The following is a 25,376-nucleotide window of genomic DNA, read 5'->3' as shown; positions in this document are numbered from 1 at the left end:
CAGCACGATGACCACTGGGAGGTGTGCTGTGCTCCGCCTGAACTTCGCCCGCACTTCGCGCTTCGCGGCCGCGCTTGCCCTGGCGTTCGCCAGCGCCTTCCATTGCGAGGCGAACGCGGCGTCGCCACCTCCGGCGTCCGCCAAACCCGCAGCGGAAAAGCACGCTGCCGACAAAACCGCCGCCGACAAGCCCCCCAAGGCCACGCCAGCCACGGCCACCGCGGCCACGGCGGCGACCGCCATGGCCGCGCCGGACTTTTTCTCTCTCGCCCAGCAATATGGTCCAGCCGTCGTGCACGTGATCGCGCGCGGCGCGGACGACCAGGCCGCGCCGCCCGAGCAGGAAGCCATCGACGCCGACGACCCGTTCTTCGCGTTCTTCCGGCGCGCGCCGCGGCCGGCGTCCGACGCCGACGCCGGCGCGCCGCGCGTGATGACGGGCGCGGGCTCCGGCTTCATCGTGAGCCCCGACGGCGTCGTGCTGACTACGGCGCATGTCGTGGACAGCGCCGAAGAAGTCACCGTGCGGCTCACCGACAAGCGCGAGTTCAAGGCGGAGGTGCTCGCCGTGGATCCGCAAAGCGATGTCGCCGTGCTGCAGATCGATGCTCACGATCTGCCGTTCGTGAAGCTCGCCGTTGCACCGAAGGTGCATGTCGGCGAGCCGGTACTTTCGATCGGGTCGCCGGACAGCTATCAGAACACCGTGACCACCGGCATCGTCAGCGCGACCTCGCGCACGCTGCCCGACGGCAAGGCGTTTCCGTTCCTCCAGACCGACGTGGCGGTCAATCCCGACAACTCCGGCGGCCCGCTCTTCAATCGCGCGGGCGAAGTCATCGGCATCGGCGTGCAGATCTACGCTGACGGCGGCCGCTACGCAGGCCTGACCTTCGCGATTCCGATCGACGCGGCCAACGAATTCCGCGAGCAGTTGCAGGCGGCGCGCCAGGGCCCGACAGCCGGCGCCGCCAGCAACGCCAATGCCGGCAATGCCGCCACGGTCCGCACCTTCGGCATGCAGGTCGAGGACGTGAGCCCCGGGCTCGCGGCGGCGCTCGGCTTGCCGCATGCCGGAGGCGCGCTCGTCGACGCCGTCGATCCCGCGTCGCCCATCGGCCAGGCGGGCATCAGGACCGGCGACGTGATCGTGCAGGTCGGCGGCAAGCCCGTCGAGCGCGCCACGACGCTTGCCGCCGCGCTCGCCGCCGTGCCGCCCGCCACGCCGGCCTCGCTCAAGATAATCCGCAACCGGCAGCCGACCACGACGGGATTCTCGAACACGGCATTCGAGCAGAAAGCGTCTGATGCAGATCCGGCGGCGCAAGCCGCGCAAGCGGCCGACGCGCCAGGCACGGCGGACGCGGTGAGCAAGGCGCCGCCAGGCGACGTGCGGGCTGTCAAGACGGTGATGACGAACGCGAGCGCCCCCGCACAACCGGCCGCCGCACCGGCGCCGCGCCGCGCGGCGGACCGCCTCGGCCTCGTCACGCACGCGCTGAGCGCCGACGAAAAGCGCTCGACGGGCCTGCCGCTGGGTCTGATGGTGGAGGCATCGATCGGCCCGGCCGCGAGTGCGGGCGTGCGGCCCGGCGACGTGGTGCTGTCACTCAATGACACGCTGGTCGAAACGCAGGACGAAGCCGCCGCCCTCGAAGCGAAGGCGACGAAAAGCATGTCGCTTCTGATCCAGCGCGACAACGCGCGCAGTTTCGTCGCCGTCAAGGTCAGGTAGCGGCGGCGGTCCGCGCGGCGGGCGCTAGCGTGGCGTCAACTGGGCGTAGACGTCGTGCGCGAGCTGCAGCAGCGCCTTGCGGTCGATGCCTCCCGACAGCGCGTAGCCGAAGTCGCCGTCCACCCAGTAAAACACGTTCACGGGGCCGTCCTGATACAGCTTGAACGCCGTGGTGTTGGCGCTCGTCTTGCGGTGCGAGATGCACAGCGTCACGCGCTCGCCTTGCGCGTCGTGATACATGAACTGCGCAACTTCGCCGCCGTCGTCACCCGGCAGCAAGCGGCCGCCGGAAAGCTCGAAGCCGCTCCTCGAGAGCATCGGCGCGTGAACGTTGGTGCCGAGCCGGCTGGCGAGCCACTTCACGAAGTCCTGCTCCTGGCTGTCGCCCATCGTGTCGGGCCGGGCGACCGTCGGCATGTAGACGACGTGCGCGAGCGCCGCTTGCCGGGCGAAACGCTCCGTGCCGTCCGCGCTCACCGCATGCAGGGCGCCGCCGTCCGGCGCGCCGCCGGATATGCTCGTGGTGCTCATGCCATAGTGCGTGCCCCAGCCGATGCCCACACCGAGCACGAGCGTCGCCGCGAGGCCCGCGAAGCGCGGCCAGTTCGCAGCGGCGCGCGCCTTTTGCGTTTCGCGCGAAGGCGCGGCGATGCGCAGGCGCGCGGGCAGCGGCTCGTTGAGCACGCGATCGTAACGCTCGTGCAGCAGGTTGTTCAACGCGAAGAAGTCGCTCGCGCGCGTGGCGAGATCGGGGTTGCGCTCGAGTTCGCGCTCCACGTCGGCGCGGCGCGCCTCGGAAAGCGTGCCGTCCACGTAGGCGTGGATCTCGTCCTGCGTGACGGGATTTTGTTGCTCGCTCATCGCACCACCTTCAGATTCGCACGCGGGACGGAACCGGCCATGAGCGCGCGCAGGCGCTCACGCCCCCTCGACAGACGCGACATGACCGTGCCGATCGGTATGTCGAGCGCCAATGCGACATCGGCATAACTCATTTCCTCCAGCCCCACCAGCAATACGACCTCGCGCTGCTCCACAGGCAGGCGCTGCAGCGCGTAATCGAGGTCGCGCACCTCGAGCGTGCCCATCTGGCTTGCGGGCACGGCGTAGTCGGCTTCGGGCACGCTCTCGTCGTCGACGGAAACGTGCGCGCCGCGCGCCGCCGACTTGCGCACCTGGTTCACGAAGATGTTGTGCATGATCGTGAAAAGCCACGCGCGCAGGTCGGTCCCCGAACGAAACAGCTCCGTGCGGGCAATCGCGCGTTCGAGCGTGTCCTGCACGAGGTCGTCGGCCAGCTCGCGGTTGTTGATCAGCGCCCGCGCGTAACGTCGCAGGCGCGGCACGTGTTCTATCAGCTCGTCACGGATGTCCATGTTTCATCCCGGGTTGCATCGCGGGTTGCTTCGTCGCGTGCGTTCACGATCCATCGTCATCGCGCGGCGGCATCGTCGCGAGGTCCGCCGCGCGCATCAGCCCGCGCGTTTGCGCGTCGCCCGCGAGCACCCAGCGCGTGCCGCGCTGGCGCCACATCAAAAGCCGCAGCGGCCCCGCGCGGTGCGCGCTCCACTGGGGCGCGGCGCCGGCCAGCCAGGCGCGCGTGCCCAGCAGCACCACGCGCTCGCCCTCGCCGTTTTCGTAGACGTAGCGTTGCGCGCTCGCAAACGGGCCAACCCGTACCGCGCCGCCGCCGACGTACCGCAAGCCCGCCGCGCCGAGATCGAACGGCGGGCGCACCGCCGCTTCCGGCGGCGCCTCGGACCTCGTGTTTTCCGCCTCCATCAGCGCCATGACGGCGGCGTCGTTCAACATCTGTTGCGACGGCTCCGATACCGCGACCCACGCCAGCGCGGCGCCCGCCAGCGCAAACGCGGCAGCGAGAGCCATAGCGTAGCGCAGCAATGCGCGCCTGCGCCGGGCCTGCGCGGCGGGCTGCCGCGCCATCCGCGCGGGATACGCATGGCGAATCTGCGCGTTCAGGCGCCGGTAAAACAGGATCCGATGCCACTCGCCGGGCCTCCCGGCAAGGTAGCGGCGCACGTGCGCCGCCCGCGCGAGCGCGAGCGTGCCGTCGCTATAGGCCTGGATATCGGCTTCGGAAACCGGCTGCTCGTCGAGCGGCCCGCGGAACTTCATGATCGTGGAGCGATGCTGGGTGTGGCGATGCGGGGCTAACACGGGACATGCGCCGATTATTCCGCGCCGGGGATCGAAAATGCCGCCGTGCGCCGGATGAGCGGCTCACCGGCCGCTTCGGCTTAAAAAAGAACGCTATCCGCCCCCGGTAATGTTCGGATTTTGGCTTGCGAGCGCGTCCGGAGCGCGCGACCAGGGCGTCGCGAAGACGGCGCGTGTGCGGACGCACGCCGTCCGCAGCGGCATGCAGCCCCACGTTGCCCAGGCTCTCGACGCGGTAGCAAGGCGCTGAGTACACTCGTGGGAGTCGTCTCACCCGAAACCGTGAACTCACCGTGCCGCCTCCCGTTCCTCCCGTCAGCACACGCCTGCGCAGCAGGCTGCGCACGCTTGCCAAAACCCCGCCGAAGGCCGTCGAACGGACCTACGAGACGCTGCTCTCGCTCGAAGGCTATAGCGCGCTCACGGCGGCGGCCCGCAAGGACATCTTCGCCTCGATCGCGTTCTCGGCCAACCTGTGGTTCCAGTGCCTGCTCGACGGCTCGCCGCCCACCACGGCGGTCATGGAGCAGATTGCCGCGTTCGCGCGCCGCCGCGTGCACCAGAACGTGCCGTTGCGCTCGCTGCTGCGCGCGTTTCGCCTCGGTGCGCGCGAGCTATGGCGCACCTGCACGGAATTCGCGGAGGCCGAACCGACGCTCGCGCACGAACTGTTATTCGAAATTTCGCCCTATCTGCTCGATTACTTCGACGCGATGGCCGAACACATCGCCGAAGCCTATCTCGACGAGCAGCACCAGCAGGCGCGCTGGCGCGGCTCGCTCCTGCAGCAGCTCTACGACCTCGTGTTCCATGCCCCCGACGACGCCGCGCGCTTTCGCGAGACCGTCGAGGCGCTCGGCCTCGACGCCACGCTGCCGCGCATCGCGCTCGCCGTCGATCTCGACTTGCGCGACCATGCGCCGTCGGTGCGCGAAGATGCGCTCGACCGCTTCGCACTCAGCGCCGCGCGTCACTTCGAGCTGAAACCGGATGCGCTCGTGCGCGCGTGGCACCGCGAGCGGCTCGTGTTCTGGCTGCCGTGCGTGCGCGGAGACTCGATGACGCGCAACGACCAGCGCGCGGCCGAGCACGCGGGCGCGCTCGCGCGCGCCGAGCCGCGCGTGCGCAGCATCGGCATCGGGCTCATGAACGAAGGGGCGCACGGCTGGGCGGCCTCGGTGGAAGAGGCGCTCAAGGCCGTGGATTTCGCGCCGCGCGGCAGTGGCACGGGCGACGAAGAGAACGGCAACGCCGCGCGCGTACACCGCTTTTCGTCGATCGCCATCGAGGAAAGCGTACGCAGCAGCGCCAACGTGCTGCGTTATCTCGTCTCGCTAGCTGGACAACTCGCGACGGAAGCGGATCTGCTGGCGACGCTAGAAGCCTGGTTTGCGAGCGGGCAGCGCCGGCGCCAGACGGCCGAAGCGCTCGGCGTGCATCCGAATACGCTCGACTACCGGCTGGAACGTATCGAAACGCTGCTGGGCGCGAAGCTCGATGACGCGCACTGGATCGCGCGGCTCGACATCGCGCTCAAGCTGCGGGGAGCGACGCAAGGCGCGGAGCGCGACGTCACGAAGAAGCAGAAGAAAGAGCGGGGGGGAGCGAAGAAGGCCAAAAGCGCGGCGCGCTGAACGACACGCCGCGCCGCGCGCCGCCAACGTCAACTCGCCCCGCGCAACTCCCGCCGCAGGATCTTCCCGACCGTCGATTTCGGCAGCGCCTCCACGAAGCTCACCACGCGCGGCACCTTGTATGCCGCGAGTTGCGCGCGGCAATGTGCGATCACCGCTTCCTCGCTCAGCACCGCCTCCCGCGCGGGCACCACGAACACGTGCACGGCCTCGCCGCTTCGTTCGTCGGCCATGCCTACGCACGCGCATTCGGCCACGCCCGGCATCGCGGTCACGACCGCCTCGATTTCATTCGGGTACACGTTGAAGCCCGAAACGAGGATCATGTCCTTCGAGCGATCCACGATGCGCAGGAAGCCGCGCGCGTCGAACACGCCCACGTCGCCGGTGCGGAAGTAGCCGTCCTCGGTGAAGGCCGCGCGCGTGGCCTCGGGCTGGTTCCAGTAGCCCTGCATCACCTGCGGGCCTTTCACGCAGATCTCGCCCCCCTCTCCCGGCGCGGCCTCCACGCCGTCGTTGAGCAGCTTGACCTGCGTGGACGGCACCGGCAGCCCCGTGGTCCCCGTGAAGCGGTCGACGCTCGCCGGGTTGAACGACAGCACCGGGCTCGTCTCCGACAGCCCATAGCCTTCGCGGATGAAGCCGCCCGTAATTTCCTGCCAGCGCGCCGAAACCGTGGGAATGATCGCGGCGCCGCCACCGCCCGCGAGCCGCAGCCGCGAAAAATCGATCTCGCCGATTCGCGGATGCGCAACGAGCCCCGCATAGAGCGTGTTCACGCCCATGAAGCTCGTGGGGCGCGCGGCCTTGAATACGTCGATCAGTCCGTCGAGATCGCGTGCGTTCGCAACGAGCCAGTTTTCCGCGCCGATCGAGAAGTAGGTGATGAGATTCACCGTGAGCGCGAAGATGTGATAGAGCGGCAGCGCGGTGACGACCACTTCCTCGCCCGGCGTCATGAAGCCGGGCATGAAGGTCCTGAACTGCTCGACGTTGGCGACGAGATTGCGATGCGTGAGCAGCGCGCCTTTGGAAAGCCCGGTCGTCCCGCCCGTGTATTGCAGGAAGAGCGCGTCGTCGCCGCACAACGTGGGGGCCTCGAACGGCAACGCGGCACCTTGCGCGAGCGCGGCTGCAAACGAGCCTGGCCTGGCCGCGCGCTCGCCGCCGGCGTCGGCGCCATCGGTTGCCGCGACGCTCAGTACCGTCTTCACGTCCGTATGCGCCTTGATCGCCTCGAAGGTCGGCAGCGCGGCTTCGAATACCACGAGCGTTTGCGCGCCCGAATCGGCGAGCTGATGCTGAAGTTCGCGAGGCGTGTAAAGCGGATTCACGTTCACCTGAACCGCCCCGGCCCGCACGATGCCGATGAGCGCAACAGGAAACGCAAGCAGGTTCGGCAGCATGACGGCGACGCGGTCGCCCTTTTTCACGCCCGCGTGCTGAAGATACGCCGCGAAATTGCGCGAGAGACGATCGACGTCGGCATAGCTGAGCGTGGTGTCGCCCGCGCGCAATGCCGGCCGGTGCGCGTGCTCGCGCATCGCTTCGTCGAACAGATGCGCTAGCGAAGCATATACGTTGGGATCGATGGTAGCGGGAATCTCGCCATAGCTGGCGAGCCAGGGGGCTTTCGACACGTTCGTCTCCGTTGGATGCGCGGCCTGGCAGCGTGGCGCCGCGTCTTCTGCCCTCCATCCTACGGGGTCGCTCACGCCGGGAGAACTGGGAAAGCGGACAACGCGATTGTGAAAAGTCACAAAACGCCCCCGGCGACGAAGCCAGTGCGATGCCACGCGCTAATCGCGGTTCCACGCGCCACGCACGTTTGCTAACCCGCACCCGCCGCGCCGCGCGCGAAAGCCCGGCATTGCCCTTCGTCCCGTGGCGCTCGCGCCCCCCGTCGCGCCCGGAGCCCGTTCAGGGTCGCCGGGTATCGAGTTCGCGCAGCATTTCTCGCAGACGGAACTTTTGCACCTTCCCCGCCGGCGTGGACGGCATGGCCTCCAGCAGCAGCAATCGCTCGGGCAGATACTGCACGGCGACCTTGCCCGCCTTGAGGAAATCCACGAGCGAAGGCAGATCGACGGCCTCGCCCGGTTTCGGCACGACCACGGCACAGGCGCGCTCGCCGAGCCGCGCATCGGCATACGCGACGATCGCGACCTGCGCGATGGCGGGATGCCGGTAGAGCAGCGACTCGATCTCCACCACCGGGATGTTCTCGCCGCCGCGAATGATTACGTCCTTGCTGCGCCCGCAGATGCGGATGTAGCCGCGTTCGTCGAGGGTCGCCAGGTCACCGGTATCGAACCAGCCTTCGGCGTCCGTCGCGTTGAGATGCGCTCGCTTGAGGTATCCGCCGAACGCGGAGCACGCGCGCACGAAGAGCCGCCCCGCCACGTTCGCCGCCAACGTGCGGCCGCTTTCGTCGGCCACCTTCGCTTCGACGCCCGGCAGCGGAGCGCCGTCGGTCGTGAAGGCGCGCTCGTCATCGTCGTCCAGACGCGTGAGCGTCACCGCACCCAGCTCGGTCATGCCCCACGCCGACACGATCTTCGCACCCAGCGCCTCTCTTGCGCGTTCGACCAGCGCGCCGGGAATCGGCGCGCCCGCGCACAGGAACGTGCGCAGTGTCGGCACGCGCGTGCCGGTTTTGCCGGCCGCGTCGGCCAGATCGCCCAGGAATGCCGTGGACGCCATCGTGAACGTCGCGCGCTCCTGCGCGATCAGCGCGAGCGCGGCCTCGGGCTGCCAAACGTCTTGCAGCACGGCGCTTGCGCGCAGCGCGATCGGCATCATCAGGCCGTACATGAAGCCGGTTTGATGCGCCATCGGCGACGCCATCAACACGGTGTCCTCGCGCCCAAGGCGCATGGCCCGCGCATAAGGAAGGATGTTCGAGAACAGCGTGTTCGCCGTATGCATCACGCCCTTGGGCTCGCCCGTCGTACCCGAGGTGTACAGCAGTTGCGTCACGTCGTCGGGGCCGGGGCGGTGGCGCGTGAGAATCGCTTCGGCATCGCTCGATTCTTCCCAGCGCGGGCCGCCGAGCAGCGCCTCGAAGCTGTACGGCGCGGGAGCGCCCTCGTTCGTTGCGCCCACAACGACAAGATGCCGAAGCGCGGGCAATTCGGGTTGCAGCGCGCGCAGCATGGCTTCGTAGTCGAAGCCGCGAAAGCGCTGCGGCACGATCATCACCTTGCTGCCCCCGTGATTGAGCATGAACGAGAGTTCGCGTTCGCGGAAGATCGGCATGAGCGGATTGAGCACCGCGCCAATGCGCGAACACGCCAGATAGAGCAGCGTGAACTGCCAGCAGTTGGGCAACTGGATCGACACCACGTCGGCGCGCCCAACGCCAAGGCGCGCAAGCCCCACCGCAATGCGGTCGGCCATGCGGGCCATCTGCGCATAGGTGAAACGCGTGGCCTGCCCGTCGCCGATGCATACGGCCGTGAGCGCGATCTTGCCGGGACATTCGGCCACGCAGGCGTCGAGCTCGTCGTTGATCGTGCGCCCGGGCCACCAGCGCCGCGCTTCCTCCCGCGCGCGGCGCGGCCCGATCAGTACCGCGTCGAACTCCATGTCCTGCCTCCGGTGGCGTGAAAGGAAACCTCGCAAACGGCGCGCATCATGCCGGCACCGCGTCGCGGCCCGCGTTCGCACGCGCGATGACGGTCTTCATGATCTGAGCCGTGCCGTCGCCGATCTGGAAGCCCAGCACGTCGCGCAGGCGCTGTTCGAGCGGCCCGCGATCGTAGCCTCCGTGCCCGAACGAAAGCAGGCACTGATGCACCACGTCGTAGGCGAGCTTCGGCCCCCACCACTTGCACATGGCGGCCTCGGCCGTATGAGGCAGACCTCGGTCCTTGAGCCAGAGCGTTTGCAGGCACAGCAGGCGCGCGGCCTCCACCTGTGTCGCGTATTCGGCCAGCGGATGCGACACGCCCTGAAATGCCGAAAGCGGCTTGCCGAACGCTTCGCGCTGTGCAACGTACGCCCAGGTTTCCTCGAGGCTGACATTCGCCACCGCAAGCACCTGCAGGCCGATCAGCGCACGCGAGAAGTCGAAGCCTTGCATCACCTGCACGAAGCCCTTTCCCTCGTCTCCGAGCCGGTGATCCACGGGCACGCGCACGTTCTCGAAGAAAATCGAGCCGCGTCCAATTGCGCGCTGGCCGTGACAGTCGAACCGGCTGCGCGTGATGCCCGGCAGGTCCATGGGCACGAGAATCGCGGAAACGCCGCGCGCGCCGTCTTCCACGCTGCCGGTGCGCGCGAACACCACGGCGGCATCGGCCTGGTCCGCAGCGGATATCGAAGTCTTTTCGCCGTTGAGCACGTAGTGGTCGCCCACGCGCTCCATCTTCAGGCGCAGGCTCGCGGCGTCGGAGCCGCCGCGCGGTTCCGTGAGCGCGATGGCGAGCAACGCACGGCCTTGCGTGAGGCGTTCGAGCCAGGGGCGAGCAATATCGGGCGCGGCGTGCTGCGCGAGAATCTGTCCATTGAGTGACGCGAGCAGATTGACATACGAGAGGCTCAGGTCCGCGCGTGCGATCTCCTCGTGAATCACGCCGGCGGCAAGGCAGCCAAGGCCCTGGCCGCCATACTGCTCCGGCAGTTCCGGCGCGATGAAGCCCAACTCGCCCATTTCGCGCATGAGGCGGCGATCGAGCACGCGCGTGGTGTCGCGCTCGATGAAGCCGGGAGCGACGCGACCCTGCGCGAAACGCCGCGCATGTTCGCCGAGCGCGGCGAGGTCTTCGTCGATATAAGGGTTCATGACGTCTCCTGGATTATGTACTTCGCGATCCTTATCGTTGAGAAGACGCGCTCATTTGGCATACTTGCGAAATTCGGGCTTGCGCTTTTCCTGGAAGGCGCGCACGCCCTCGCGCGATTCCTCGGTGTCGTAATAGAGCTTGAGTGCATACATGCCCATGCCTGCAATACCCGCCTGATGCGCGGTGTCCATGTTGAACGAGCGCTTGGCAATGGCAATGGCCGCAGGACTCTTCTCCATGATCTCGTCGCACCACTTCTGCACTTCGGCGTCGAGTTGCGCGTGCGGCACGACGGCATTCACGAGGCCCATTGCCAGCGCCTCCGCGGCCGGATAGCGGCGGCACAGATACCAGATCTCGCGCGCCTTCTTCTCGCCCACCACGCGCGCGAGAAACGCCGTGCCGTAGCCCGGATCGACGGACCCCACCCTCGGGCCCGCCTGAGCGAACACGGCCTTTTCCGAGGCGATGGTGAAATCGCAGATCGTGCACAGCACGTTGCCGCCGCCCACCGCGTACCCTTGCACGCGCGCGATCACGGGCTTGGGCACGTCGCGAATCGCGGCATGCAGTTCTTCCATCGGCAGGCCGATCGTGCCGCGCCCGTCGTATTGTCCCGTGTGCGCGGACTGGTCTCCGCCCGTGCAAAATGCCTTGTCGCCCGCGCCCGCCAACACGATCACGCCGATCTCGCGGTCGTAGCCCGCCTTGTTGATCGCGTGAATCAGTTCGTCGCAGGTGCGGCCGCGAAACGCATTCATCTTGTCGGGCCGGTTGATGGTGATCCATGCGGCGCCGCCGCGCACTTCGTAAAGGATGTCTTCGTAGTTCATGATCGATGCCTTTGCAGTTTCGTCGTCGAGGGCGGGAAGCCCGGAGATATTCAGCCGGCCATGGTCAGGCCGCCCGACACGCTCAAGACCTGGCCCGTGATGTAGCTCGCGTCGTCGCTCGCGAAAAACACGATGGCGCCCGGCAGGTCGTCGGGCTGGCCAATGCGGCCAAGCGGAATGGAGCGCTGGAACGCTTCGAGCAGCTTTTCCGGATTGCCCGCGCCTTCCTTGTAGTCGGCAAAGAGCGCGGTGTCGGTCGGGCCGGGGCACACCACGTTCACGGTGACGCCGTGGCGTGCATGTTCTCGCGCGATGGTTTTCGAAAACGCCACGAGCCCGCCCTTGCACGCCGCGTAGACCGCTTCGCCCGACGAACCCACGCGCGCCGCATCGGAAGCGATGTTGACGATGCGCCCGCGCTTGCGCTCGACCATGCCGGGCAGCACGGCGTGATGCATGTGCAGCGCGCCCGTGAGATTGATGGCGATGAGCTTGTCCCACTGCGCCGGCTCGGTCTTCGTGAACGGCCGGAAGACGTCCCAGCCCGCGTTGTTCACGAGCACGTCCACGGGACCGAGTTGCGCTTCGGTTTGCGCGAGCGCCGCTTCGACCTCGGCGCGGTTCGTGATGTCGCAGCGCAGCGCCAGCGCCTCGCCGCCGTTTTCGTGAATCGCCCCGGCCACCTTCAGCGCGGCTTCGAACGACAGATCGAGCACCGCCACGCGAGCGCCCTCCGCTGCAAAGCGCCGGCACGTTGCCCCGCCGATCCCGCCGCCGCCGCCCGTCACCACCACCGTCTTGCCTTCGAGTTTTCGCACCGTGATCCTCCATTCCCATTCGCGGGAGCAGTAACATTGGCCGCTTCGACGCCGGCTCAACCTCCGGGCCGCCTTTTATTTAGGTAAACATGTTGACGTATACTAGGTAACACCCAGATCGAAGACAAGAGCGGAAACACCAGGAGAAACCCTTGCAAAAAACCGTAAAATTATCGGATTCAAGCCGTTTTGATCTCGCCAACCGGCTATTCTTCCGGCTCTATCAATGCGCAAACATGTTGCATAAAACCGGCACCCGTGCCGTGGAAGCGGAAGGATTGACGACGCAGCAATGGGCCGTGCTCGGCGCGCTTTCGCGCGAGGACGCGCAGCCGGGCATGAGCGTGGGAGACCTCGCGCGCTATTTGATGGTGAGCCGCCAGAACCTCTCGGGCCTCATCAGCCGGATGGAACGCGACGGCCATGTGAGCACCCGGGCGGATACGCGCGACCGCCGGTCGCGTCTCGTGTGCATGACCGGACCGGGCCGCAAGCTGTGGGCTCAGCAGGCCGTTCCGAAAATCCAGGCGTACTACGAGGATGTGCTCGGCAATTTTTCGTCGGATGACATGACGCATGCGCTGCACTATCTGCTCAAGCTGCTGGAGAACATGAAGCGCATCGACGAAGGCGATCGCGCGGCGGAAGACGAGGCTTGAGCGCTGCCCCCTTCCGCTTTCGTCTCCGATCGAAGGCGGCGGCCGGACCGCCGCCTCAGCGCGGCGCGCCGAGATCGCCGTCGAGCCGCTTGCGCAGATCGCGCACCACGCGGGCGGAAGGCACGAGCCACCACGTGGGCGCTGCCGCGTGGAAATCATACGCAAGCGACGTTTGCGCCGGCCCCGCCGCGCGCGCCCGGCAGTGAAACGTCACCGTGTGGGAGCGTGCGGCGCTTTGCGCGCCGGGCGAGAAACGCAGCACGGCGCGCAGCGCGAATTGCGTCTCGTCGGGTGCAGCTTCGTACGAATCGATGCGCCAGTCGGCGCCATAGTGAGGTTCGTGACGCAACGCCGCGCTCACGCGGCGGCACGCTTCATCTGCGGGCAACGCCACCGCGTGCTCGCGCCCCGCGCGCGCGGCGCGGTACAACGTGCGCTGCGCCCAGCCCCAGCCGAAGGCGAGCACGACACCACCCGCCACGAGCGCCCACTGCAGCAGGTTTGCAAGCCAGCGCCCGGCCTCGAAGCGCGCAATCGGCGCGAGCAGCAAGCCCACGACGACATGTGCGACGACGAAGATCACGACGCAGACGAACACGCTCGCGGAGAGCGTGAGAAGCCAGCCGCGCGAAGGATCTTCGAATTTCGAAAAGAGGAAATCGCGCACGCCGCTCGTGCGCGAAGCCGTCTCGACGGCTTGGGGCCCGGTTTCCGGCTGAGGCTCGCGCGCCTGCGCCGCGTCGCGCAACCCCGCGACCTCGCCGCGCAGCGCGTCGCGCTCGAGCTTCATGCGCCGGATTTCGTCGAACGTCTGCCTGCGCTCGGCGCGCAGCGCATCGAGTTCGCCGCGCACGCGTTCGCGCTGCGCCAGCAGCGACTGCATCTGCGCGTGCAACTGCTCGGCCTGCGCGACGCTCAGCGCCGAGCGGCTCACCGGTGGCGCGTGATGCACGGACCAATAGGCCTCCAGCAGCTCGCGCGCTTCCTTGACGCGCTTGAACTGCTCGTCGGCCCAACGCATCGAAGCAGCCGTGGGGTGCCGCCACTTGTCCGGATGCAGGATTTGCGCGAGATGGCGATAGTGGTGCTTGATGTCCGCCTCGTTCGCGCCCGGCTCCAGATCGAGCCGGTAGTAGAGGCGGTCGTAATCCACGGGTCGGTAATCGTGGCCTGGCATGACCTGTCTGTGATCGTCGGTGGACGGGGGCTGCGAGGGTCGCAACGCCTCCCTGTTCAAGGTAGTGCAACGCGCCGGCGCCGGCAAGAAAACCGCCGTGCGCCTCCCGCTCGTCGCCCGCTCGCTCCCCGTCGCCCGCGCGCGGCACGAGCGCGGCCCGGTCGATGAGGCACCGCGAGGAAAACGCGCTTGCAGGTCTTCGCGCGCGAACGCCGCGCGGCAGTCCGCGGCAATGACCGCGAGGGTCTGCGCGAGCGGCCGCGTGAGCTGAGGCGGCATGCGCAGCAATACTTCGGTCTCCTCTTCAGGCGAGGGGAAGCCGAACGGATAGACGACGCCGGCCTTCGTCATGCATCGCGGGATCGGATGCGTTCGTGAGCGGGAAATGCGAGGCGCGGGCGCCCGGCCCGGTAAATCGCCTCATATTACCGGTGCGTGCCGCAATGCGCAAAAACAGCGCGGCGGCGCCGCACGCGCTTCCGGCGAGCATCCAACCGTGCTAGCGTGACGGTCGCACGCGGGCGGCGTCGTCAATCCGACGGCCACGCGAGCGAGCACAGATCTGGTCAACCGCGGAGAGTTTCCCACCATGCCCCAAGCCGCGCCCCCCGTACTCGACGGCCAACCCGGGCACGGCCGGTCGCTCGCGCGCTACTATCCGCGCGGGCTCCAGATCGAACCGCACTCGCATACCTGGGCGCAGGTGCTCTACGCCGTTTCCGGCGTGATGTGGGTGGAAGTCGGGCGCGAGGCGCTCGTCGTGCCGCCGCAGCGCGCCGTGTGGCTGCCGCCGGGCACACAGCACGCCATCCACATGCTGAGCGCCGTCGAGATGCGCAACCTCTATCTGCACGAGCGCGACAGCCGGCACCTGAGCGAGCGCTGCGAAGTGTTCGAAATCAACGGCCTGCTGCGCGAGCTCATCACGAGCCTCGCCGAACGCGCGCGCGACGACGACGCCTGGCTCGCCGCGGCCTACGGTCTCGCGACGATCGAACTCGCGCGCGCGCCGCGCTCCACGCTGCGCATTCCGCTGCCCGGTGCGTCCGACCGCCGGCTCGCCCTGCTGTGCCGCACCGTGATCGACAACCCGTCGGCCGATATCGGCTTCGAGCAACATGCCGCAACGGTCGGCGCGAGCGTACGCACGCTCGCGCGGCTCTTCACACGCGAACTTGGAATGGGATTTGCGCAATGGCGCCGCCAGGTGCAACTCGCCGTAGCGGTGTCGCGCCTCGCGCAAGGCCAGCCCGTGAGCGCCGTGGCGCGCGCGCTCGGCTATCTGCCGAGCAGTTTCAGCGACATGTTCCGCCGCGAACTGGGCACGCCGCCCAGCGAGTTCCGCCCGGCAGGCACGCTGGGTTTCGCCGACGAAAACGCGGCGCAGTGACGCGCATCGGCTGGCTCAATGCGGAGGAAGGTCGCCCACGAACGGATACATGTCGGGCGTGTAGCCCATATTGAAGTAACCGGCCCGTGCATAACAGGCAATCCGCTCGAGTCGCTCGGGCTCGCGCGCCGCGTCGGGCTCGCCTGCGGGCGATGCGGGCGATGCGGGCGGCGTGGGCGGCGCACCGGCGCGACCGCGGCGCGCAAGCACGTGCCGCGCAAACCAGGCCGGCATGATCGACTTCGACATCGCGTGCTCCTTGCAAAGGCGTTGACCGCTTCCAATCTAGGCTTGCCCGCGCGCGCACGCAAACAAGCATTTCTGCATTGCATTGCGCGGGACCCGGCAAGGCGCCACGCGGCATAGCGGCCCGACATCGGCGCGCATCGCGAGCCCGGCTGGCCGGTAACACACGATAACCTTTCAAATAACCAACGTTTCGAAATTTGCACACGAGTTGGTTAGACTGCGAGTCTCGGCCTTCGCTGCATGGCAAGGCCCGGCCTGGACGGCATAACAATCACGAGAATACGTATGCAGCGACCCGACAATCACCGGCAGTATCGAGAAGCGGCCAGGCCGCAACGCATGCCGGCATGGTTTATCCCTTCATTGTTTTCATCACGCGCGAGCCGCACCGCCCAGCACGTCGGCTCGACCTCCCGGAGGCAGGCATGAGCGACGTCCCGCAGACGCAACCCGCGCCCCAGCCCCCCTCGCCGCCCCCGCCACCTGCGCCAGCGCCCCCGCCGCGCGCACCGAAGCGGCGCAGGCTCGGCCCGCTCGTTCTCGCCATCGTCGTGATCGTGCTGATCGCGCTCGTCGTCGTGCATATCGTGCGCAACAAGACGACCGGGCACGGCGCGGCGCCGCAGGTCGTCACCGTAGCCGCCGCCACGCTCGGGCCCATGCCCGTGACGCTCAACGCGCTCGGCACCGTCACGCCCATCGCCACCGTCACGGTGCTGCCGCAAATCAGCGGCTACCTCACCGAAGTGGGCTACAAGGAAGGTCAGGACGTCGTGAAGGGGCAGTTCCTCGCGCAAATCGACCCGCGCCAGTACGAAATCAGCAAGGAGCAGGCGCAGGCGCAACTGGCCAAGGACCAGGCGCTGCTCGCGCAGGCGCGCGCGGACCTCGTGCGCTACACGCAGTTGAACGAGAAACGGTCCATCGCCGAGCAGACCTTCAGCGACCAGCAGTTCCTCGTCAAGCAGTACGAGGCCGCGGTGAAAGCCGACATCGCCAACGTCAGGCTCTTCGAGCTCGATCTCATCTACTGCCGCATCACGGCGCCGGTTTCGGGGCGCGTGGGCCTGCGGCTCGTCGATCCGGGCAACTACGTGACGTCGTCGAGCTCCACGGGCATCGCCGTCATCACGACGATGAAGCCCACCACGGTCCAGTTCGCGATCCCGCAAACCGCACTCGGCAATGTGCTCCAGCGCGTGAACGCCGGCGCGAAACTGCCGGTCACCGTCTACAGCAGCGACAACGCGCGCGAGCTCGCCACCGGCACACTCTTCGCGATCAGCAACCAGATGGCCACGGCCACCGGCACGGTCACGCTGCGCGCGAGCCTGCCCAACGACGACGAAACGCTCTTTCCCAACGAGTTCGTCAACGTGACGCTGCTCGTCGACACGCTGCAGAACGCCGTGCTCGTGCCCACGCCGGCCGTGCAGACCGGCGCGCCCGGCGATTATGTCTATCTCGTGAACGCCGACAACACCGTGTCGGTCCACAAGGTCACGCTCGGACCGGGCGACGGCCGCTACACGGTGATCGCCTCGGGCCTGCAGGCGGGCCAGCATGTCGTGACCGACGGGCTCGACCGCCTCAACGACGGCGCGAAAATCCAGCCCGCGGCCACGCGGCCCGCCACGCATGCCGGGGCAGCGAGCGGCGTGGGCGGCGCGAGCGCACCGCATCGCGCGAGCACGCCGGGCGTGTCGAGCGAACCCGGCGCGACGGCCCCGAGCGCCTCCGACGCGAGCGCCGCGGCCTCGCAAGCCGGCTAACGCCCGGACCCCGCCCTGATGAATATTTCGCGCCTTTTCATCCTGCGGCCGGTCGCAACGTCGCTTCTGATGATCGCGATGGTGCTGGTCGGCCTCGTCGCGATGAAGTTCCTGCCGGTCTCCTCGCTGCCTGCGGTGGACTATCCCACCATCCAGGTGCAGACCTTTTATCCGGGCGCGAGCCCGAACGTGATGGCGACCACCGTCACCGCGCCGCTCGAAGTGCAGCTCGGCGAAATACCGGGCCTGCAGCAGATGATCTCGTACAGTTCGGAGGGCGCCTCGATCATCACGCTGCAGTTCGATCTCTCGTTGAACCTCGACGTGGCCGAACAGAACGTGCAGCAGGCCATCAACGCGGCCAACAGCTTCCTGCCGAGCGGCCTGCCCGCGCCGCCGACCTACGCCAAGGTCAATCCGGCCGACCAGCCCATCCTCACGCTTGCGGTCACGTCGAAGTCGATGTCGCTCACGCAGTTGCAGGACGCGGCCAACAACCGCCTCGCCACCAAGATTTCCGAAGTGCCTGGCGTGGGCCTCGTCACCACGGCGGGCGGCAACGTGCCGGCCGTGCGCGTGGAAGCCGACCCGCACAAGCTCGCCGCCTACGGCCTCAATCTCGACGACCTGCGCACGCTGCTCGCGAACGTCAACGTGAGCAACCCGAAGGGCAACTTCGACGGCCCGGACCTCAACTACACCATCAACTCCAACGACCAGATCTCGGACCCCAGGGACTACGAAGACACGGTCATCGCGTACCAGAACGGTTCGCCCGTTTTCATGCGCGACGTGGCGCGCGTTTCCACGGCGGCGCAGGACGTGGAGCGCGGCGCCTGGTACAACAGGACGCCCGCGATCGTGCTGAACGTGCAGCGCCAGCCGGGCGCGAACGTGATCGCCACCGTCAACCAGATCATGCGGCAACTGCCGCAGCTCGAATCGACGCTGCCCGCGGGCATGCAGGTCACGGTGGTGTCGAACAGCGTGGGCGTGATCCGCGCTTCGGTGAGCGACGCGGCGTTCGAGCTCGTGCTCGCCGTGGCGCTCGTGGTGGCCGTGATCTTCGTGTTCCTGCGCAACGTGCCCGCCACCATCATTCCGAGCATCTCGGTGCCGGTTTCGCTGATCGGCACGCTCGCGATCATGTACGAGCTCGGCTACTCGATCGACAATCTTTCGCTCATGGCGCTCATCATCGCCACGGGCTTCGTCGTGGACGACTCGATCGTGATGATCGAGAACATCGTGCGCTACCTCGAAGAAGGCGACAAACCCTTGCAGGCGGCGCTAAAGGGCGCGGGGCAGATCGGCTTCACGATTCTCTCGCTGACGATCTCGCTCATCGCCGTGCTGATTCCGCTGCTTTTCATGGGCGGCGTGATCGGGCGCCTGTTCGGCGAGTTCGCCGTCACGCTCGCGGTGACCATCGTGCTGTCGGCCGTGGTCTCGCTCACCGTCGTGCCGATGCTGTGCGCGCGCATCCTGCGCGCCCAGGCCGAACGCCACCCGAGCCGCTTCGAGCGCATCAGCGAGGGGCTTTTCAACAGGACGCTCGACGCCTACGAACGCGGCCTGCGCTGGGTGCTCGACCATCAGACGCTCACGCTCGTCGTGGCCGTGGCGACGGTGGTGCTCACCGCGGCGCTTTACGTCACGATTCCCAAGGGCCTCTTCCCGGTGCAGGACGTGGGCGTGCTCCAGGGCATCAGCGTGGCCGACAATTCCATTTCCTACCGCGCGATGGTGCAGCGCCAGGCCGCGCTCGCCGAGGAAATTCTCAAGGACCCCGATGTGGTGTCGCTCACCTCGTACGTGGGCATCGACGGCATCAACAACACGCTCAACAACGGACGCTTCCTCATCAACCTGAAGCCGCACGACGACCGCTCCGAAACCGCCGACGCGATCGGGCGGCGCATCCAGCAGTCGGTCGCGAAGGTGCCGGGCATCCGCCTGTACGTGCAGCCCGAGCAGGATCTCACGCTCGACACCACGGTGTCGCGCAACCAGTACAACTTCGTGCTGCGCGGGCCGAGCCAGGAAGCGTTCCAGCAGTACGTGCCCGCGCTCGTCGCGCGCATGAAGCAGATTGCGTCGATCCGCGACGTCACGAGCGATCTCAACACCGACGGCCTCTCCGTGAACGTCGAGGTGAACCGCCAGCTCGCGGCGCGCTACGGCATCACGGCGGCGACCATCGACAATGCGCTCTACGACGCGCTCGGCCAGCGCATCGTCTCGACCATCTTCCAGCAGTCGGACCAGTACCGCGTGATTCTGGTGGCGAAGCCCGAGGCGCTGCCCACGGTCGAGTCGCTCGGCGATCTCTATCTGCCGAGCCAGACGAGCAGCGAGGGGCAAGTGCCGCTCAAGGGCATTGCGAAGATCAGCATCACGCGCTCGCCGCTCATGATCAGCCACCTCGCGCAGTTCCCCTCGGTGACGATCTCGTTCAATCTCGCCGACGGCGCCTCGCTCTCCGCCGCCGTGCGCGACGTGCGCAAGGCCGAGGCCGCGGTGAACCTGCCGCCTTCGATCACGTCGTCGTTCCAGGGCGCGGCGCAGGCGTTCGAGGATTCGCTGTCGAGCGAGGTCTATTTGCTGATCGCGGCGCTCGTGGCCGTATATATCGTGCTGGGCGTGCTCTACGAGAGCTACGTGCATCCGGTCACGATTCTCTCGACGCTGCCCTCGGCCGGCATCGGCGCGCTGCTCGCGCTGATGATCGCGGGCAAGGATCTCGATGTGATCGGCATCATCGGCATCGTGCTCCTGATCGGCATCGTCAAGAAGAACGCCATCATGATGGTGGACTTCGCGCTCGAAGCCGAACGCGTGCACGGCAAGCCGCCGCGCGAGGCGATTTTCGAGGCCTCGCTGCTGCGTTTCCGGCCGATTCTCATGACCACGCTCGCGGCCATGCTCGGCGCGCTGCCCATGCTGCTCGGCAGCGGCACGGGCTCGGAGCTGCGCCGCCCGCTGGGGCTCGCGATCATCGGCGGCCTCACGCTCTCGCAGATGCTCACGCTCTTCACCACGCCCGTGATCTATCTGTTCTTCGACCGCCTCGCGCAGCGCTTCGGCCGCAAGCGCAAACCTGAAAGCGACGCCGGCGGCGATGCAGGCAATGGCGGCGGCACCGGCGCGAACGGCAACGCGCCGCCGGCGCCCGAGGGCACGCCGTGAATCTTTCGGCGCTCTTCATCCGGCGGCCGGTCGCGACTTCGCTGCTCGCGATCGCGATCCTCATTTCGGGGGCGCTGGCCTTTTTCCGGCTGCCGGTGGCGCCGCTGCCCAACATCGCCTATCCGGTGATCGTGGTGCAGGCCAACATGGCGGGCGCAAGCCCGGACATCATGGCGTCCACCGTGGCCGAGCCGCTGGAGCGGCGCCTCGGGACGATCGCCGACGTGTCGCAGCTCACGTCGATCAGCAACACGGGCTCGTCGCTCATCGTGGTCGTGTTCGGGCTGAACCGCGACATCAACGGCGCGGCGCGCGACGTGGAAGCCGCCATCCAGGCCGCGCGCGCCGACCTGCCCACCACGCTGCGCAGCAATCCGACTTACCGCCAGTACAATCCCGCGAGCGCGCCGATCATGGTGCTCGCGCTCACCTCCGACACCCTCACGAAGGCGCAGCTCTACGATTCCGCCGATTCGGTCATCATGCAGCAGCTCTCGCAGGTGGACGGCGTGGGCCAGATCACGCTGGGCGGCGGCGCATTGCCCTCGGTGCGCGTGGAGCTCGAGCCCGGCAAGCTCAACAGCTACGGCATCGGCCTCGAAGACGTGCGCGCGTCCATCGGCGCGGCCAACGCGAACAGCGCCAAAGGCCACATCGACCAGGGCGACCAGCGCTACCAGGTGCTCTCGAACGACCAGATCAGCAATGCCGCGCCGTTCCGCGACATCGTGATCGCCTATCGCAACGGCGCGCCCGTGTTCCTGCGCGACGTGGCCTCGGTCATCGATTCGAACGAGAACATACGCAACGCGGGGCTCTACAACGGCAAGTCGTCCGTGCTCGTGATCGTCTACCCCATGCCGGGCAGCAACGTCGTGAAAACGGTGCAGCAGATCCGGGCGCGCCTGCCTTCGATCGAGGCCGCGCTGCCCGCCACGATCAAGGTGAACGTGGCGATCGACCGCTCCGAATCCGTGCGCGCCTCCGTGGCCGACACCGAGCGCACGCTCTTTATCGCCGTGCTGCTCGTGATCGGCGTGGTGTTCGTGTTCCTGCTCTCGCCGCGCGCCACGCTCATTCCCGCCGTGGCGCTGCCGCTTTCCATCGTCGGCACGTTCGGGCCGATGTACCTGCTCGGCTACAGCATCGACAATCTTTCGCTCATGGCGCTCACCATCGGCACCGGCTTCGTGGTGGACGACGCCGTGGTGGTGCTCGAAAACATCGTGCGCCACGTGGAGGCCGGGCTCGATCCGAAGGAAGCGGCGCTGGTCGGCGCGGGCGAAGTGGGCTTTACGGTGCTTTCGATGAGCCTCTCGCTCATCGCCGTGTTCCTGCCGATCCTGCTCATGCCCGGCATCGTGGGCCTGCTCTTTCACGAGTTCGCGATGACGCTCTCGATCGCGATCCTCATCTCGCTCGTGATCTCGCTCACCGTCACGCCCACCATGTGCGCCTACGTGCTCAAGCGCGAGGCGCTGCATCGCAAGCCCTCGCGCGCCGCCGTGTGGATCGAGGCGCAGTTCGAGCGCTTCAGGCAGTTCTACTCGCGCTCGCTCGATGTCGCGCTCGATCATGCGCGGCTCACGATCTTCATCCTGTTCGCGCTGCTGGTCGGCAACGTATTTCTCGCGCGGCTGCTTTCCGGCACGTTCTTCCCCGAGCAGGACACGGGCATCCTGATCGGGCAGATCATTGCCGACCAGAGCATTTCGTTTACGGCGATGGAGAAGAAGCTCGCGCAGTTGCAGGCCATCGTGAAAGCCGATCCCGCCGTGGAGTCGGTGGCCGGCTTCACGGGCGGCCGCGCGCTCAATACGGCCACCGTCTTCGTCGAGCTGAAGCCCATTTCCGAGCGGCGTCTTTCGGCCACCGAGGTCGTGAACCGCCTGCGCCCGAAGCTCAACGCCGTTTCGGGCGCGCGCCTCTTCATGCAGGCGCAGCAGGACTTGCAGATCGGCGGGCGGCAGTCGGCGGCCGAGTATCAGTACACGCTCACGAGCGACGACGCCGACGCGCTCTTCACGTGGGTACCGCGTCTCGTGGACGAGCTGAACAGGCACCGCGACCAGATGATGGATGTGAACTCCGACCTGCAGCAAAATGGTCTGGAGGCCTACATGACCGTGCAACGCGCGACCGCCAAGCGCTATGGCTTCGATCCGAACCAGGTCGACAATGTGCTCTACGACGCCTTCGGCCAGCGCACCGTGTCGACCATCTACAACGCGATCAACCAGTACTTCGTCGTGATGGAAGTCGCGCCGCAGTACTGGCAGTTTCCGCAGTCGTTCGACCGCATCTGGCTGAGCACGGCGGCAGGCAACGCGAGCGGCGCCGCGCAAACCCAGATGCCGGAAAGCGTCATTTCGGGCGTCACGCCTTTCACCTCCGTGACCACGACAAGCGCCGCGAGCGGCAACACCAACGCGCGCAACGCCAACGCCGTGGCCAACCAGCAGAACAATGCGATCGCCAACAGCAAGGGCGGCAGCTCGAGCGGCAGCGCGGACAGCACGGCCGCGGAAACCATGGTGCCCCTCATGGCGCTCATGGACTGGAAAACGCGCCACACGGCCACCCAGGTCAATCACCAGGGCACGGAAGTGGCGGGCACGATCTCGTTCAACCTGCCCAAGGGCGGCTCGCTTTCCGAAGCCGGCCGGATCATCGAGCAGGCCGAGCGCAACATCGGCATGCCCGCGTCGATCCACGGCGCCTTCGCGGGCGCGGCGCAAGCCTACGCGCAATCGATGGGCACCGTGCCGCTCCTCATCGTCGCCGCGCTCGCCGTGGTCTACATCGTGCTGGGCGTGCTCTACGAAAACACCATCCACCCGCTCACGATCCTCTCGACGCTGCCCTCGGCCGGCATTGGCGCCACGCTCGCCATGCTGATCTTCGGCACGCCGTTCTCGGTGATCGCGATGATCGGCATCATTCTGCTGATCGGTATCGTGAAGAAGAACGGCATCATGATGGTCGACGTCGCGATCCAGCTGCAGCGCAACGGCGGCATGGACGCGCGCGGCGCGATTCACGAAGCCGCCGTGGTGCGTCTGCGCCCGATCATGATGACGACCTTCGCGGCCGTGCTCGGCGCGGTGCCGCTCGCCATCGGCATCGGCCAGGGGGGCTCGCTGCGTCAGCCGCTCGGCGTGACGGTCATGGGCGGCCTGATCCTGAGCCAGGTCTTTACGCTGTACACCACGCCTGTGATTTACCTGTTCCTCGACCGCCTGCGCGCGCGCCTCGCGCGCTGGGCCGCGCGCCTGCCGTGGAATCGTCAGGCCGATGAGAGCGCATCATGATGAAGACCCGCTTTGACCGATCGCTCACGCGAACCTTTCCTTGCGCCGCCCGGCGCGCGAGAGCACGGCTGCTGCCGCTCGTCCAGCTCGTCCCGCTCGCCGCCGCGTTGCTGCTCGCGGGCTGCATGGTCGGGCCGGATTACCATCGGCCCCAGGTTGCCGTGCCGGCCACGTGGAAAGAGCTGCCCGGCTGGACCCAGGCCGAGCCCGACGCCGCGCAGGGGCCCAAGGGCGAATGGTGGTCCGCCTTCCAGGACCCGCTGCTCGACGAACTGGAGCCGCTCGTCGAGGTGTCGAACCAGACGGTGCGGCAGAGCTACGCGAACTATCAGGAAGCGCTGGCCGAAGTGCGCGTGGCGCGCGCGAGCCTCTTTCCAGTCATCGGCGCCACCGGTTCGCTCGCGCGCGAGCGCTCCTCCACGGGCACGCTCAGCAGCGTGAGCAGCATCACGTCAACGCCGAATGGCGCGCGCATCGTCAACGGCGGCACGCTGGAGGCCAACGCGAGCTGGGACCTCGACCTGTGGGGCCAGGTGCGCCGGCAGATCGAGGAGCAGTCGGCCACGGCGCAGGCGAGCGAAGCCACGCTCGCCAATGCCACGTTGTCCGAACAGATCGCGCTCGCCAACGCCGTCATCGACCTGCGCATCACCGATGCCGACATCGACCTGCTCACCCATACCGTGCAGGCCTACACGGACTTCCTGCGCGTGGTCGCCAACCAGGACCAGGCGGGCACCGTTCCGCCGTCCGACCTCATCTCCGCGCGCACGCAGCTCGAATCCGCGCGCGCGAGCCTGATCGCACTGGGCGTGGCGCGCGCGCAATACGAGCACGCCATCGCGGTGCTCGTGGGGCGCAACCCCGAAGAAGTCGATATCCCGCACAGCGCGAAACTGCCCATGCTGCCCGTCATTCCGGCGGGCGTGCCCTCCACGCTGCTGCAGCGCCGGCCCGACGTCGCGACGGCGGAGCGGCAGATGGCCTCGGCCAATGCGGCGATCGGCGTGGCGGTGGCTGCGTACTATCCGGCGATCTCGCTCACCGCGCTCGACGGGTTCACGCAGTCGCCGCTTTCCGGGTTGCTGCATATCAGCAACTATGTGTGGTCGCTCGGCGCGAGCGCGACGCAGACGATCTTCGACGGCGGCCAGCGCGGCGGCCAGGTGGCGGCCGCGCGCGCGGGCTACGACGCGGCGGTGGCGAACTATCGGGGCACGGTGCTCGCTGCGTTCCAGGGCGTGGAGAACGATCTCTCGGCGCTGCGCATACTCGCGCAGCAGGCAGAGGTGCTCGACGCCGCGGTACGCGACGCGATCCACGGCGCGCAAATCGCGCAGAACGAGTACGAGGCGGGAACGGTGGACTACACGACGGTCGCGACGGCCCTCGCCACGCAACTGAGCAACCAGCAGAGCGCGCTCAACGTCCAGCAGCAGCGGCTGCTCGACACGGCGTCGCTGATCGGCGACCTGGGCGGCGGATGGTCCGGCGAGCTGCACGATGCCCAGCATCCGGCGCGCGTCATGACGCCGGCGCCCGACGCCGCAGCGGCCGCGGCGAGTGCGAGTGCGAGCGGTCCAGCTGGCGTCGAAGCGAGCCGGACGCAAAGCCATACCGTCGGCCCTTGAGCGGAGGAATCCG

The 25,376-nt window shown here is 67.6% G+C and carries 18 protein-coding genes; 8 read left to right on the top strand and 10 right to left on the bottom strand.

Annotated features, from left to right (window positions below; all coding sequences use genetic code 11):
* The first annotated feature begins 28 nt into the window (after window positions 1-28).
* Window positions 29-1,735 carry a trypsin-like peptidase domain-containing protein gene (locus BLU17_RS18805; protein WP_342713835.1) on the top strand — a complete coding sequence of 569 codons (1,707 nt, stop codon included), beginning with the start codon at window positions 29-31 and terminating at the stop codon, window positions 1,733-1,735.
* 24 nt (window positions 1,736-1,759) lie between these two features.
* Here the strand turns inward: BLU17_RS18805 and BLU17_RS18800 are convergent, their stop codons facing one another.
* From BLU17_RS18800 to BLU17_RS18790, 3 genes are read right to left on the bottom strand one after another with little or no spacing between them, the layout of a single operon-like run.
* A complete protein-coding gene (locus BLU17_RS18800) occupies window positions 1,760-2,596 on the bottom strand; it encodes an anti-sigma factor family protein (RefSeq protein ID WP_091999510.1) in 837 nt (278 codons plus the stop codon).
* The gene (locus BLU17_RS18795; protein ID WP_091999508.1) at window positions 2,593-3,111 is read right to left on the bottom strand and encodes a sigma-70 family RNA polymerase sigma factor; all 519 of its coding nucleotides are present in this window, start codon (window positions 3,109-3,111) and stop codon (window positions 2,593-2,595) included. Before BLU17_RS18795 ends, BLU17_RS18800 begins: the two co-directional genes overlap by 4 nt.
* A 43-nt stretch (window positions 3,112-3,154) precedes the next feature.
* Window positions 3,155-3,913 (bottom strand): hypothetical protein, encoded by a 759-nt coding sequence (locus tag BLU17_RS18790; RefSeq protein ID WP_143189284.1) that lies wholly within the window; start codon window positions 3,911-3,913, stop codon window positions 3,155-3,157.
* A gap of 293 nt (window positions 3,914-4,206) precedes the next feature.
* Between BLU17_RS18790 and BLU17_RS18785 the strand changes: the two genes are divergently transcribed.
* Window positions 4,207-5,547: a PucR family transcriptional regulator gene (locus BLU17_RS18785; protein WP_245746917.1), complete on the top strand. Its 1,341-nt coding sequence runs from the start codon at window positions 4,207-4,209 to the stop codon at window positions 5,545-5,547.
* 29 nt (window positions 5,548-5,576) lie between these two features.
* Here BLU17_RS18785 and BLU17_RS18780 read toward each other — a convergent pair whose 3' ends face one another.
* From BLU17_RS18780 to badH, 5 genes are all read right to left on the bottom strand, one after another.
* Complete coding sequence (locus BLU17_RS18780) at window positions 5,577-7,187, bottom strand: AMP-binding protein (protein WP_091999502.1); 1,611 nt, start codon at window positions 7,185-7,187, stop codon at window positions 5,577-5,579.
* Window positions 7,188-7,467: 280 nt separating this feature from the next.
* Complete coding sequence (gene aliA, locus BLU17_RS18775; RefSeq protein ID WP_091999500.1) at window positions 7,468-9,135, bottom strand: cyclohexanecarboxylate-CoA ligase; 1,668 nt, start codon at window positions 9,133-9,135, stop codon at window positions 7,468-7,470.
* A gap of 46 nt (window positions 9,136-9,181) precedes the next feature.
* Window positions 9,182-10,333, bottom strand: coding sequence for a cyclohexanecarboxyl-CoA dehydrogenase (aliB, locus tag BLU17_RS18770; RefSeq protein ID WP_091999497.1), 1,152 nt, complete (start codon window positions 10,331-10,333; stop codon window positions 9,182-9,184).
* Between the two features lie 51 nt (window positions 10,334-10,384).
* Window positions 10,385-11,167, bottom strand: coding sequence for a 2-ketocyclohexanecarboxyl-CoA hydrolase (gene badI, locus BLU17_RS18765; protein WP_091999494.1), 783 nt, complete (start codon window positions 11,165-11,167; stop codon window positions 10,385-10,387).
* A gap of 50 nt (window positions 11,168-11,217) precedes the next feature.
* Window positions 11,218-11,985, bottom strand: coding sequence for a 2-hydroxycyclohexanecarboxyl-CoA dehydrogenase (badH, locus tag BLU17_RS18760; protein ID WP_091999491.1), 768 nt, complete (start codon window positions 11,983-11,985; stop codon window positions 11,218-11,220).
* A 236-nt stretch (window positions 11,986-12,221) separates the two neighbouring features.
* On the opposite strand from badH, the gene BLU17_RS18755 reads away from it, so the two are divergent.
* A complete protein-coding gene (locus BLU17_RS18755) occupies window positions 12,222-12,644 on the top strand; it encodes a MarR family transcriptional regulator (RefSeq protein WP_091999488.1) in 423 nt (140 codons plus the stop codon).
* Window positions 12,645-12,699: 55 nt separating this feature from the next.
* Here the strand turns inward: BLU17_RS18755 and BLU17_RS18750 are convergent, their stop codons facing one another.
* The gene (locus tag BLU17_RS18750) at window positions 12,700-14,172 is read right to left on the bottom strand and encodes a J domain-containing protein (RefSeq protein WP_091999485.1); all 1,473 of its coding nucleotides are present in this window, start codon (window positions 14,170-14,172) and stop codon (window positions 12,700-12,702) included.
* 238 nt (window positions 14,173-14,410) lie between these two features.
* Between BLU17_RS18750 and BLU17_RS18745 the strand changes: the two genes are divergently transcribed.
* A complete protein-coding gene (locus BLU17_RS18745) occupies window positions 14,411-15,211 on the top strand; it encodes an AraC family transcriptional regulator (RefSeq protein ID WP_091999483.1) in 801 nt (266 codons plus the stop codon).
* A 15-nt stretch (window positions 15,212-15,226) separates the two neighbouring features.
* On the opposite strand, the gene BLU17_RS18740 is transcribed toward BLU17_RS18745, so the two are convergent.
* Entirely contained in the window at window positions 15,227-15,460 is a 234-nt protein-coding gene (locus tag BLU17_RS18740; protein WP_091999481.1) for a hypothetical protein, read from the bottom strand.
* Between the two features lie 425 nt (window positions 15,461-15,885).
* On the opposite strand from BLU17_RS18740, the gene BLU17_RS18735 reads away from it, so the two are divergent.
* Genes BLU17_RS18735 through BLU17_RS18720 form a run of 4 tightly spaced genes read left to right on the top strand, consistent with a single transcriptional unit; the run spans window position 15,886 to window position 25,363 of the window.
* Entirely contained in the window at window positions 15,886-17,232 is a 1,347-nt protein-coding gene (locus BLU17_RS18735; RefSeq protein ID WP_091999690.1) for an efflux RND transporter periplasmic adaptor subunit, read from the top strand.
* Window positions 17,233-17,250: 18 nt separating this feature from the next.
* Window positions 17,251-20,421, top strand: coding sequence for an efflux RND transporter permease subunit (locus tag BLU17_RS18730; RefSeq protein WP_091999478.1), 3,171 nt, complete (start codon window positions 17,251-17,253; stop codon window positions 20,419-20,421).
* On the top strand, window positions 20,418-23,732 hold the full coding sequence (locus BLU17_RS18725) for an efflux RND transporter permease subunit (protein WP_091999475.1): 3,315 nt from the start codon (window positions 20,418-20,420) through the stop codon (window positions 23,730-23,732). The genes BLU17_RS18730 and BLU17_RS18725 overlap by 4 nt, the downstream gene beginning before the upstream one ends.
* Window positions 23,732-25,363 carry an efflux transporter outer membrane subunit gene (locus BLU17_RS18720; protein ID WP_091999687.1) on the top strand — a complete coding sequence of 544 codons (1,632 nt, stop codon included), beginning with the start codon at window positions 23,732-23,734 and terminating at the stop codon, window positions 25,361-25,363. The genes BLU17_RS18725 and BLU17_RS18720 overlap by 1 nt, the downstream gene beginning before the upstream one ends.
* Window positions 25,364-25,376 lie beyond the last annotated feature (13 nt).

This window comes from Paraburkholderia lycopersici (assembly GCF_900096975.1).
GTDB classification, from domain to species: domain Bacteria; phylum Pseudomonadota; class Gammaproteobacteria; order Burkholderiales; family Burkholderiaceae; genus Paraburkholderia; species Paraburkholderia lycopersici.
Note: the sequence above shows the minus strand (reverse complement) of the source record. Positions and strands in the feature narration are given on the sequence as shown.

What these genes read in the sequence shown, in the direction of transcription:
- BLU17_RS18800 (WP_091999510.1), bottom strand. Translation starts at nt 2,596, where the DNA reads ATGAGCGAGCAACAAAATCCCGTCACGCAGGACGAGATCCACGCCTAC.
- BLU17_RS18795 (WP_091999508.1), bottom strand. Translation starts at nt 3,111, where the DNA reads ATGGACATCCGTGACGAGCTGATAGAACACGTGCCGCGCCTGCGACGT.
- aliA (WP_091999500.1), bottom strand. Translation starts at nt 9,135, where the DNA reads ATGGAGTTCGACGCGGTACTGATCGGGCCGCGCCGCGCGCGGGAGGAA.
- aliB (WP_091999497.1), bottom strand. Translation starts at nt 10,333, where the DNA reads ATGAACCCTTATATCGACGAAGACCTCGCCGCGCTCGGCGAACATGCG.
- badI (WP_091999494.1), bottom strand. Translation starts at nt 11,167, where the DNA reads ATGAACTACGAAGACATCCTTTACGAAGTGCGCGGCGGCGCCGCATGG.
- BLU17_RS18755 (WP_091999488.1), top strand. Translation starts at nt 12,222, where the DNA reads ATGTTGCATAAAACCGGCACCCGTGCCGTGGAAGCGGAAGGATTGACG.
- BLU17_RS18750 (WP_091999485.1), bottom strand. Translation starts at nt 14,172, where the DNA reads ATGACGAAGGCCGGCGTCGTCTATCCGTTCGGCTTCCCCTCGCCTGAA.
- BLU17_RS18745 (WP_091999483.1), top strand. Translation starts at nt 14,411, where the DNA reads ATGCCCCAAGCCGCGCCCCCCGTACTCGACGGCCAACCCGGGCACGGC.
- BLU17_RS18740 (WP_091999481.1), bottom strand. Translation starts at nt 15,460, where the DNA reads ATGTCGAAGTCGATCATGCCGGCCTGGTTTGCGCGGCACGTGCTTGCG.
- BLU17_RS18735 (WP_091999690.1), top strand. Translation starts at nt 15,886, where the DNA reads ATGAGCGACGTCCCGCAGACGCAACCCGCGCCCCAGCCCCCCTCGCCG.
- BLU17_RS18730 (WP_091999478.1), top strand. Translation starts at nt 17,251, where the DNA reads ATGAATATTTCGCGCCTTTTCATCCTGCGGCCGGTCGCAACGTCGCTT.
- BLU17_RS18720 (WP_091999687.1), top strand. Translation starts at nt 23,732, where the DNA reads ATGAAGACCCGCTTTGACCGATCGCTCACGCGAACCTTTCCTTGCGCC.